Origin of the sequence: Shigella sp. FC1661, assembly GCF_001712525.1 — a bacterium.
Classification (GTDB): domain Bacteria; phylum Pseudomonadota; class Gammaproteobacteria; order Enterobacterales; family Enterobacteriaceae; genus Escherichia; species Escherichia coli.
This window is the reverse complement of the sequence record NZ_MDGW01000039.1, coordinates 1-11,114: the sequence shown is the minus strand read 5'-3', so window position 1 is coordinate 11,114 and position 11,114 is coordinate 1. Positions and strand designations below refer to the sequence as shown.

At 36.8% G+C, this 11,114-nt stretch carries 9 protein-coding genes and 2 pseudogenes; all 11 read right to left on the bottom strand.

The window, feature by feature from the left end:
• Positions 1 to 100 precede the first annotated feature (100 nt).
• Positions 101 to 445, bottom strand: a pseudogene (locus BFF42_RS03235) (SDR family NAD(P)-dependent oxidoreductase); the annotation flags it as partial.
• Between the two features lie 15 nt (positions 446 to 460).
• Positions 461 to 1,363: a sugar phosphate nucleotidyltransferase gene (locus BFF42_RS03230; protein ID WP_039060602.1), complete on the bottom strand. Its 903-nt coding sequence runs from the start codon at positions 1,361 to 1,363 to the stop codon at positions 461 to 463.
• Positions 1,364 to 1,548: 185 nt separating this feature from the next.
• The gene (locus BFF42_RS03225; RefSeq protein WP_039060601.1) at positions 1,549 to 2,772 is read right to left on the bottom strand and encodes a glycosyltransferase family 4 protein; all 1,224 of its coding nucleotides are present in this window, start codon (positions 2,770 to 2,772) and stop codon (positions 1,549 to 1,551) included.
• Positions 2,773 to 2,774: 2 nt separating this feature from the next.
• The gene (locus BFF42_RS03220; RefSeq protein WP_048230585.1) at positions 2,775 to 4,400 is read right to left on the bottom strand and encodes a heparinase II/III family protein; all 1,626 of its coding nucleotides are present in this window, start codon (positions 4,398 to 4,400) and stop codon (positions 2,775 to 2,777) included.
• A 143-nt stretch (positions 4,401 to 4,543) separates the two neighbouring features.
• A complete protein-coding gene (locus tag BFF42_RS03215) occupies positions 4,544 to 5,071 on the bottom strand; it encodes a glycosyltransferase (protein ID WP_158512750.1) in 528 nt (175 codons plus the stop codon).
• Positions 5,072 to 5,109: 38 nt separating this feature from the next.
• Positions 5,110 to 5,619 carry a hypothetical protein gene (locus BFF42_RS03210; RefSeq protein ID WP_146759024.1) on the bottom strand — a complete coding sequence of 170 codons (510 nt, stop codon included), beginning with the start codon at positions 5,617 to 5,619 and terminating at the stop codon, positions 5,110 to 5,112.
• 1 nt (position 5,620) lies between these two features.
• On the bottom strand, positions 5,621 to 6,838 hold the full coding sequence (locus tag BFF42_RS03205; protein ID WP_039060527.1) for an O-antigen polymerase: 1,218 nt from the start codon (positions 6,836 to 6,838) through the stop codon (positions 5,621 to 5,623).
• 28 nt (positions 6,839 to 6,866) lie between these two features.
• Positions 6,867 to 7,640 (bottom strand): lipid II flippase family protein, encoded by a 774-nt coding sequence (locus tag BFF42_RS03200; protein WP_129484000.1) that lies wholly within the window; start codon positions 7,638 to 7,640, stop codon positions 6,867 to 6,869.
• Between the two features lie 10 nt (positions 7,641 to 7,650).
• On the bottom strand, positions 7,651 to 8,919 hold the full coding sequence (wecC, locus tag BFF42_RS03195; protein WP_039060525.1) for a UDP-N-acetyl-D-mannosamine dehydrogenase: 1,269 nt from the start codon (positions 8,917 to 8,919) through the stop codon (positions 7,651 to 7,653).
• A 2-nt stretch (positions 8,920 to 8,921) separates the two neighbouring features.
• Positions 8,922 to 10,058, bottom strand: a complete 1,137-nt coding sequence (gene wecB, locus BFF42_RS03190; RefSeq protein ID WP_039060524.1) for a non-hydrolyzing UDP-N-acetylglucosamine 2-epimerase — start codon at positions 10,056 to 10,058, stop codon at positions 8,922 to 8,924.
• Positions 10,059 to 10,863: 805 nt separating this feature from the next.
• A pseudogene (gene dcuC, locus BFF42_RS03185) lies at positions 10,864 to 11,013 on the bottom strand (anaerobic C4-dicarboxylate transporter DcuC); the annotation flags it as partial.
• Between the last annotated feature and the right edge of the window lie 101 nt (positions 11,014 to 11,114).

Sequence of the window (11,114 nt, the reverse complement as noted above, 5' to 3'; positions counted from 1 at the left end):
GTCACGCTGAAAATGCCGGCCTTTGAATGGGTTCATGTGCAGCTCCATCAGCAAAAGGGGATGATAAGTTTATCACCACCGACTATTTGCAACAGTGCCCTCCTGCCTGGCGCATCTCGTCCAGTAGCACCAGAGTCCCACTGACGTTGTTATCATAATATGCTAATGGTTTCTCCACCGACTCGCCAACGGCCTTCAGGCCGGCAAAGTGGATCACATCGCTGATGTGATGCAGGGCGAAGATTTGCCGCAGCAGCGCTCGATCGCGCACATCGCCACGATACAGCTGGGGTTGCCGCCCACAGATCTGTTCGACGCGCGCCAAGGCCTGCGGAGAGGCGTTGACAAAGTTATCCAGCACCACCACCTCATCGCCACGCGCGAGCAGCGCCAGTACCGTATGGGAACCAATATAACCCGCTCCGCCGGTCACCAAAATCGCCATTGTCAGTATCCTAAATTAATCGATGCGTTGTTGAAGATCGCGTAACCAGGCACGAAAAGCCTCTCCTTGCTGCGGATGGCTCAAACCGCCGGCGACGAAGGCCTCGGCATAGCCCAGCTTCTCGCCGCAGTCATAGGAATGCCCGACCTGACGGTAGGCCTCGACCGGACGGTGTTGTAACAGGGTGGCGATGGCATCGGAGAGCTGAATACGCTCCCAGGCGCCGAAACCGGTCGCCGCCAGGATCGGCCAGATGGCGGCGGAGAGCACGTAACGTCCGACCGCAGAGAGATCGGACTGGTATTTCTCTGCATCTTCCGGCTTCTCCACTATCGAGGTCATGCGGGCACTCTGCCCCGGCGCTAACACCGCATCGGCACAGTTGATCACCGAGTACTCCGGCAGCACCTCTAACGGCATCGGCTGCACCAAGACCTGGCTACGGCCACTCTCCTCGAAACGCTTGACCATTGCCCCCAGGTTCTGGGTAGCGGGATCGAAGGTGCTGGTGTCTAACCAGATATCCGGCAACGCCACAATAAAAGGATGCTCCCCCACCAGAGGACGGGCGCAGAGGATGGCATGCCCCAGCCCCAACGGCTTATGCTGGCGCACGCTGTTGATGGTCACCCCCGGCGGACAGATGGAGCGCACCTCATCCAGCAATTGACGCTTGACGCGCGCCTCGAGCAGCGCCTCCAACTCGAAAGAGGTGTCGAAGTGGTTCTCGATGGCATTCTTAGAGGAGTGCGTCACCAGGATAATCTCTTTTACCCCAGCCTGGACACATTCGTGCACTACCTTCTGAATCAGCGGTTTATCGACGATAGGCAACATCTCTTTCGGGATGGCCTTAGTCGCCGGCAACATCTTCATCCCCAGTCCGGCGACGGGAATTACGGCTTTAAGTGTGGTCATATAACAGCCTCAATACATATATAATTAATATATAATCGGGGTAAATGCCATATTAAATACTATTGAATAAAATAGCACATTTTAATTCAATTGTTGATGCTTCGGACTGAAATTTTATCAAACAATTGTCACGCATATATGAAATATAGAAATCAATCATGCCAACGAACTATAACAATTAATTACTAGCTACAGACACGTTTAAAAGTACGTATCATATCTGCAGCCAAATGATCTCGACTATAATTCGAAGCAGCATTTATGCCACAAACTCTAACATCCTGATAAAGCTCTTTATTTGAATATAGTTTTAATATGGCTTCAGCAATCTGCTTAGGATTCTCACTTTCAACAATAATCCCAGAGTTTGTATCACGTATAATTGAAGTTGCCTCACCCTCAGGGACACTCATTATAGTTGGTATTCCCATAGCCATACATTCAAATATCTTTGATGGGATAACAGTTTTAAACAACTCATTATTAACTAATGGAACTAATGACACATCACACAACGACCACAGTTTTGGCATCATCTCTTTAGGCTGACGTTCAATTAAAACTATATTTTTTAATTTTCTTTTTTCAACGAGTTCGACAATTTTTTTTCTTTCTGCCCCCCCTCCCGCAAATACAATACGTATATCATCATACTCCTGTAGAATTTCCGCAACATCAATAATACATTCTAAGCCTTGAGCCATTCCATGAGTACCAATATAACCAGCAACAAACTTCCTCTCTAAAGCATACTCTTTCAAAAAATGAATATCTTTCTTTGCTTGAGGTTCATATTTGTCAAGATCAACACCATTTAAAATAACATCTATTTTATCCCCATCAACTCCTCGTGCTATTAACTCTCTTTTAAAAGCATGTGTAACAGAAATAATAGCACTAGCTCTACGATATAAAAAAAGCTCTACTTTCTCTAGAAAACGAATTGCAAAACCATCCTTCATTGCTCCAACAGCAGTTATAGATGCAGGCCAAATATCACGAAGTTCAAAAACAAATGGTTTTCTACGGATGGCTGACAATGCCCACCCGGCACAAGCGCAAAAAAACTGCGGGGATGTTGCGACAATAACATCAGGTTTCTTTTGAAAAAGCCCAGCAATGAAACCAGTCACCATAAATGACATATAATCCATAATGCGCTTAGTAAAGCCTTCATTTGCAGCAATATATGTTTTTACTCTTATCACATTAATTCCATCAATAACATCACTCTGATACCAGCAATTTTTATAACCATCAAAAATTTTTCCCTCTGGAAAATTTGGAACACAAGTAATAATAGTTACTTGGTGACCACTTCTTATCCATCTAATGGCATGCTCATATGTCCTAGTAGCCGGTGCGTTTCCTTCTGGAGGAAAGTTATCAGTTAAAAACAGAATATGCAAAACTAGTACCTCACTATTAAATTGATAATGGAACCTTCAGTTTTTATTACTAATTTTTTATTTGATACGCTTATACCAAACTCAGGATGCCATGTGCTTGACTGTACCTCTATTTTAATATTAGATTCAAGCTGAATTTTTTGACCTGATGATAACGTCAACTGCACCACATTCTCTAACTGCTCTACATGAATGTCTGGATGAAGATGATAATAAGCAGTCGCATAAGAAAACTGACCGACTAGATTATCAGTAATTATTATTTTATTATCAAAAAAACTCCACTCTCTCAAATGATCTACTCGACCAGGAAGCCTTTTATATCCATCATGACCACATGAAATAGTTAAACAATCATCATAACTAATAATTGGGTCACTTGGGTAGGCACGACGAGCTACTCTAAACCCTCCCCAGATTTCAGATGAATCTTTACCATCCACCTCCACAGTATTATGACTTTGTGTTTTTCTTTGTCTAAGTCTTTCTTGCCCCAAACCATAAACACTAGTTCCACTATTTACAAACACTCGCAATCCAAAAAAACTCATTTCAAATGAAAGAGTATCAGCATGCGCATGACCAGGAATATAATCTGGACCAACCTTTGCCAAATCTAAAATAGCCTTAATATTTTGACTCACTACAGAAACATATCCGGAATCGTAAAGATGCTTATATGTAAATTGAGTTGTTGGTACCATCCTCACATCAGAGATGTTAATCCCAAGAGCTTTAGCATATGCGTAAATATCATCCATAGACGGTGCGACTTTCATAGCCGAATCATTAAAAAATGAAATCTCCCCATCAGGATGACTCATATGCTTACCCCATTGAATCATACTATTAATTATGTTTAGCCATTTTCTTCTCCGCTTTACCATAAAGTCATATGGATACACACTTGATAAATTATACAAATCAAGAAGATCGGAAAGAATAATGTTATGATACATTGGACTCAATTCAAAATAGCCACCATCAGGAAGTATTTGCTCCGTAATTTCCTTATCAAGGATAGATAATCCTTTTTTTATCCAAAAATTTGCTCGTTCCCCATCAAAAAACAAACCAGCAAATAATAAAGCCTTGGCATTAGAAAATAAATGATTACCTAACAAATGATATTCCAATTGCTGTTCCAATGCATTAACTTGTTGATAAAGGCTCTCTAAATAATAATAGGGGTATGTTTTCAAGTGTAAAAAATACTTAATCCAATTAACTACTCTTAATGATATTGGATAGGGCTCCCAGCCATTACCATAAAAGGGTGGATTTTCTTGTATCCAAGATTCTATTAAAGAATTAAGCTGACTTGTTTTTAATAACGAACCAGTAGAATTTAAATCATTAAAGTAATGTAAGTTATATAACCAGAGTTTATCTAAACACTCATCATTCCATGATGTTATTTCGTGTCTTACATTGAGGAAAAAAAAACACCTACTCCCTAGATAACCAGGTTTATTTATTTCATATCTTATTAACCTCCCTGAGGTCTCTCTTAGAGAGATTTCATCCTTGCATAATTTAACCCTCTTAAACTTTTTTTTAATCCTACCAACTACCTGAGAAATCTTCAAATACTTCAAAGTATGATAATACAATAAAAATATATTCATAAATACACATTAACTTTAGATAAATAATTTAAGCAATTCTCTTCATAGAGAGAGTTTAAATAAAAGCGCTTCCATATTGAACCATTCAAATAAAATATCTTACATGAGAGGCTATGAAAATAGTAATAATTATCGACATGGTTTTACTTAGTTAACAACTCAATTTCTTTATCCAAAGTTTTACTATTAGAAAACCTAGACGTATTTCTCATAAAAGAAGGAAAGTTGTCCAATAAAACCTTTGTATTAATAACATCCCATTCTTTAGAGTTATCTAATAAGAAAACATTATCAAAATCTGAAAACATTTCTAAATTAACAGTTATATCACTAGTGATTACAGGTATACCAAATGTTGCCATTTCACAAACCATAACACCTTGCGCATCACATCGCGTAGGCATAATAGCTGCCCGATATTTATTCAAAACATCAGGAATATCATCTTGTCTAAGATAAGAATTAATTACAGTTACATTTTCAGGAAGGTCATAATAATTAAAATAGTCACCTTTCCCGTATAAATGAAAAGTATTAGCCGGGTTATTTCTTGCCATCTTCAGTACTAAATCAATTGCATATTTTGACAAGTCAAAACTTCTGATTGTAATAAAATCAGCAACCTTTTCCGTTTTTCCAGAAAAACCTCGCTCAAAAAATACATAGTTCAATGGATTATTGATGATATGAAAGTTAACTTTTAGTTTTTTTAATTGAGATTACGTTTTTTTTCAAACATTGCTCTCATCCAATCACTAACAAAAACAATATCAATATTTTTATTTTTCTCTAAGAAGTTCCTCATCACCTTAAACTTAAATAAGTCATAAGTATTTCTAACCCATCTTTTCCAAAAACTCTCCTTCATAAAATCATATGGCTTGGGATAATCAAAATTTATCCACATTGATTCAGAACCATGCATAAAAAGTATCTTCTGTATATTCAAACAGTATTTACTCAGAAATGGAATATGGTTCCTAATATTAGGGGAATGGCTAACCACCTTAAAATAATATTTTTTATTCAACCGAGATATAGCTTTTGCTCGATTTATTACACTTACCCCCTCAAACACATAGTCTTCTTCATTACCAAAGACTAAAACATCAACATTAATATTATTTTTAATATAATATTTATTTCTTGTATGAGCCCAAGAACAATTATACAGATTATTTTCTGATGGATAACCACTCATTAAAACTAAAATATTCAACTTATCTCCTAATGATTTTCATCCTAAAAATTAATGAAAATAAAGTAAAAATGAAGCCAGTAATGAGAAGAATAATGAAGCCGTTATATACTGCACCTCTAGCCATATAAAAGCCAACGACTGAAAAAACACCAAACAAAATAAATCCAAACCTGAATTTTCGCAAAAGTAAATCAAGACATGTAAATAACATTGCGTATAACAGTGAGAAAAATAGCCACCCTACATATTTTTGATTTAATATACTATCACCAATAGCTGTTACATGTAGAGAACCAGACACTCCCATAACACCCATTTTTTCATTCCAGAGTATATGCGATAATTCTTTAGGTTTTTCAAATGGCAATATTACTGACGGTATAGGTAATAAACTAAGCCGAAGAATAGTTGGAAATGGAGTTTCATCGTCAACTCCTCCCTTTTCAACAAAAAAATACAATGTTTTTACTAGTTCAAATTCACCACGGTCAAATTCAAACTCACCATTAGAGTGACTAATTTTCTCTATAGAACCTATATGTCGAATATCTCTTGCTGCTGAGTATAGCATAAAAAAAACGCCAATTAACAACAAGCCAGTCAAAACAAATCTACAATTTATTTTCTTATGAAGAATATAATATATTATAGCAGGCCCAAATAATGTAACTAAATAGTTTCTTGTCTTCAACACAAAAACAACATAGAGTGTTATAATCAATATCAAGGGTATATATTTTTTTCTATCATATTTTATGATCATCAGCGTCAATGATGAACCTATAAAGAATAAAAACCCCCCAAGCAAATCAATATAACTTGCTTGCTCTCGCCATTCAGACCATGAAGAAATCATCATTGACTTAATACTAAAATTGAATCCATACATAGATATAAGCAGAAAAATAACCAGGCATACTGCAGATATTTTTATTTGTATTGATATATCATCATCCGAATTATTTATATTAATCTGAGATATTCTTTTATTTATAAGATATGTAAAGGCCAGTCTTAAAATTGAATAAGACAATAAAAACAATGTTCCACACAGAGTAACTATTAATATAGTGTCAGTCGAATATTCTTTACCTAATAAAGAATAACCTATATTAGGCAATGTAAAAACCAATAATGTAGCAGAAGAGAATGAAAAAAACGGACTTTTTATTTTATAATCTATATATATAGATATAAAATTTACCAATAATAGTGGAAGCATCAGAGCAAAAATCATCAAAGATTAAATCCTTGTAGTTTATCAATCATATGAACCACATGAGTGCAACTATTACCTGAGCCAACAATCCAACTCCCAATAGTCGCCCTATCAATAAACATAGTACTTTTTTTTCCGCATCAGAATCATTCCTATCAATTGAAATTGATATTTTTGGTTCAATATAGAATGTTAACAATACAGTAGCAAAGGCATTTATTAGACCTGAAAGCTGTCCAATTGATGACCTATGTTCATAGAAGTTCAACGCTGCAAAAAAAGAAAGATAAACACCAATTGCATAAGTCCCAAATACAACACTTGATATTAAAATCAATTTTCTAGCTTCTTTCTCTCCTCTGATATACTTATACATACTATAAACTTCACAGTATGTTTTTTCTCTTTTAATAAACCCAATTAAAATAGATTTGATTAGCGAGCCATTATTGGAATATAAATCTATAACATTAATAAAATAAGAAATTATATACTTCCTACAAAAATAGGATAATAAACAAAGTAATGTAGCTACCAGAAGAGACGCGTGAACCATAAATAAATATTGATATTTTGTTACTTGATAGTCGACAATCAATCCAATCATTGGCATCATTGCAACAAAACCAAATCGCGTCAAAACAAACGTACTCTGTTGTAATGTATAACTTATAACTTTACTTCCCGTGACTATCCCTGCCACCCGACTTAAAAAACTAGAATATTCTAAAAAATGGATCAATCCATATATTATAGGAATAATAATTAATGTATAATAAATCAATTGTTTCATAATAGGGAATGGCACATAATGTGCCAAACCTCCTCTTCTACACCCAAATACCTTTCGTATCAATAACGATGCCGTTATTCACACTCTTACCTTTAAACTCTTTATGATCAACTAATAGCAAATGAATATCAGCATGTTGCATTGCAAAGTTAAGGTCTACCAATTCTATATTATTTAACTTAGGTGGTACAGTATGAATATTTGGTTCAACAGCAATGACTCTACCCGGATGAAATTCAGAAATCGCTTTTGTAACTTGCATAGCGGGGCTTTCACGCAAATCATCAATATCAGCTTTAAACGCTAATCCATAACAAGCGATAGTCACTTCATCAATCTTTTTATTTTTATTCACAAGTAAAAAATCAGCTAAAGCCTGTTTAACTTTACTTATCACCCAGTCAGGCTTACTATCATTAACTATTCGAGCTGTATGGATAATTTTGGCTTCATTAGGTGTTTTAGATACGATGAACCAAGGATCTACAGCAATGCAATGACCTCCAACACCGGGTCCTGGCTGTAGGATATTCACACGGGGATGGCGATTCGAGAGAGATATTAGTTCCCATACATTGATATCTAACTCTGAACAGATCATAGAAAGCTCATTAGCAAATGCTATTTGAACATCGCGAAAACTATTCTCTGTTAATTTAGCCATTTCAGCAGTACGAGTATTAGTAATTACGCAATCACCCTCTACAAAAGTTTTATAGAGCTCTACTGCACGTAAGGAACAACGCTCAGACATACCACCAATAACACGGTCATTTGTTACAAGTTCCTGGACAACCTTACCAGGTAAAACTCGCTCTGGACAATAGGCAATATTGATATCTGATTTATCTCCAGCATCTTGAGGGAAAGAAAGATCTGGACGCAACTCTTTCATCCATATAGCCATTTGCTCTGTTGTACCAACAGGTGATGTTGACTCTAAAATAACAAGATCGCCCTTCTTTAAAATTTGGGAAATCGCTTTAGTAGCCTCTGCTATAAAAGAAAGATCTGGCGCAGGAATTTCATTTTTACTGCAAGGAAGAAATGGCGTTGGAACTGCAATCAAAAATGCATCTGCAGGCTCTGGTTTTATAACAGCTTTCAGATAACCCTCCTCGACAGCTGTTTGAACAACCACATCTAATTCAGGCTCTACAATATGTATTTTACCTTGATTAATTGTCTCGATAGCATGCTTATTGACATCGACACCAATTACTTTTTTCTTTTTTGATGCAAACATCGCTGCAGTCGGCAAGCCTATATAACCAAGGCCAATAACTGAAATAGTCTTAAAAGACATTTTTAACATCCTTCTTCATGTAATAGTTTATTAATAATTCGAGCGCAAGATTTTCCATCACCATAAGGATTATGAGCGAAACTCATTGCATCATATGCTGACTTACTAGTAAGTAATTCATCAATATTACGAGTAATAGAAGATACCTCTGTACCGACTAATCTCACAGTGCCTGCAGCGACTGCCTCTGGACGCTCTGTTGTATCTCGCATAACAAGAATAGGTTTACCAAATGAAGGAGCCTCTTCTTGTATGCCACCAGAGTCTGTTAAAATTATATTTGACCGACTCATTAAATAAACGAATGGGAGATACTGCTGTGGGTCAATAAGATAAATATTATCATATCCAGTAAGAATTCGGCTGACAGGCTCACGTACATTTGGATTTAAATGAACAGGATAGACTATTTGTATGTTAGGGTTTTTTTGTGCTGTTAGAGCTAATGCCTGACAAATATTCTCGAAACCGTCACCGAAATTTTCTCTACGATGGCCTGTTACTAATATCATTTTCTTATCTGATTCAAGAAATGAAAACTTTGAATCTAACTCTTTCTTTAGGTTATTATTTTTTTCTATTTTGTTTTTTATTATTAATAATGCATCAATTACTGTGTTCCCAGTAACTGTTATTGCGGAGCTGGAAACACCCTCATTCAAAAGATTTTTTTTAGATATTTCTGTCGGAGCAAAATGATACTTGGCTAAAGCAGTTGTTAATTTCCTATTACCTTCCTCTGGCCATGGTGAATAAATATTTCCAGTCCGTAAACCTGCCTCGACATGTCCGATTGCTATTTTCTCATAATATGCAGCAAGACTTGCTGCAAATGTTGTTGCTGTATCACCATGGACAAGCATAATATCAGGTTTAAAATCTTGGAGTATAGGTTTTAAATTAAGAACAATTGAAGCTGTAACATCATTAAGAGTCTGGCCAGATTTCATAATATTTAAATCATAATCTGGTGTAATATTAAAAACCTCTAAAACCTGATCAAGCATCTCACGATGTTGTGCTGTAACACAAACTCTTGCATCAAAACGCCCATCAATATTTAATGCATGAACGAGAGGTGCCATCTTAATAGCTTCTGGACGAGTTCCAAAAACAGTCAGTATACGTTTTTTTGTCATTGCACAAACCTTATATCCAACATTAAATTCCATAAAAATGTGATAGGTAGTAAATTTCACTTAAAGTGAAAAAACAATCAATAACATTATCATGTCAATCCATATTATATATTTACCCTCATATAACCAGTTCTTTTAAATGGTATGCATCTATAGTCACACAATACACCAACAAACAATATATTATTTAACGCTAAACAACACAATTAATAGTAAATTAAGCTATATTAATAATCTTTCATTAAATCTAAAACTGAACCACTCAAATAACACAATATTATTATACTTTTATTTTAGATACGCTACCGCCCTTGGCTCTACAGCTACCAATACACTGACCTCTCACCCATCATCCCGCTTACCTGGCTCATACCTGAATCGCGCCACCTAATAATGTTTGTCAGAACATCATGTTAGTGACTGTTTGCTCCCTCATTATCCAGTAGGGTTATCACAACTCCCCACGCGCCAACCTAGCCAAAAGTACAGTGCCAGATTTTTATCCTTCTCGCCTGTGCAGGCAAGATGAAAAGCTAAATATTACTAAATTTTTCCGGGATCGATTGATTTTTGGCCAAAAAGCCTGCTCAATTAATCTTTATATCCCATAATTTTCCTGCTGACTGCTCAACAGGCAATAGATTAATAGCTTAATATATCAGATGAAATATAGAAAAAACTGAATATTTCCTCTTAAATATGCGCTGGTATGAGCGTCCGCAGCCCCTCCTCCTGACACTCATACCGTGAAACAAAAAAGGCAGGCCAATTGGCCTGCCTGCTCATAGCGCGATTACGTATGTGCTTAGCGGTGTAGCGGTACCATAAACTCGGTGGCGACGATCACCACCACCAGGCCGACCAGCACCGGCACCGAGGTACGCTTCACCACCTCGAAAGGCGAGATCTTCGCCATCCCGGAGACCGCCACCACCACGCCGGAGACCGGCGATAAAGGGCACTGTTGCAAATAGTCGGTGGTGATAAACTTATCATCCCCTTTTGCTGATGGAGCTGCACATGAACCCATTCAAAGGCCGGCATTTTCAGCGTGAC

Coding starts and splice junctions, on each gene's coding strand:
- wecC (WP_039060525.1), bottom strand. CDS start 8,919: ATGTCTTTTAAGACTATTTCAGTTATTGGCCTTGGTTATATAGGCTTG.
- BFF42_RS03220 (WP_048230585.1), bottom strand. CDS start 4,400: ATGAATATATTTTTATTGTATTATCATACTTTGAAGTATTTGAAGATT.
- BFF42_RS03230 (WP_039060602.1), bottom strand. CDS start 1,363: ATGACCACACTTAAAGCCGTAATTCCCGTCGCCGGACTGGGGATGAAG.
- BFF42_RS03205 (WP_039060527.1), bottom strand. CDS start 6,838: ATGATTTTTGCTCTGATGCTTCCACTATTATTGGTAAATTTTATATCT.
- wecB (WP_039060524.1), bottom strand. CDS start 10,058: ATGACAAAAAAACGTATACTGACTGTTTTTGGAACTCGTCCAGAAGCT.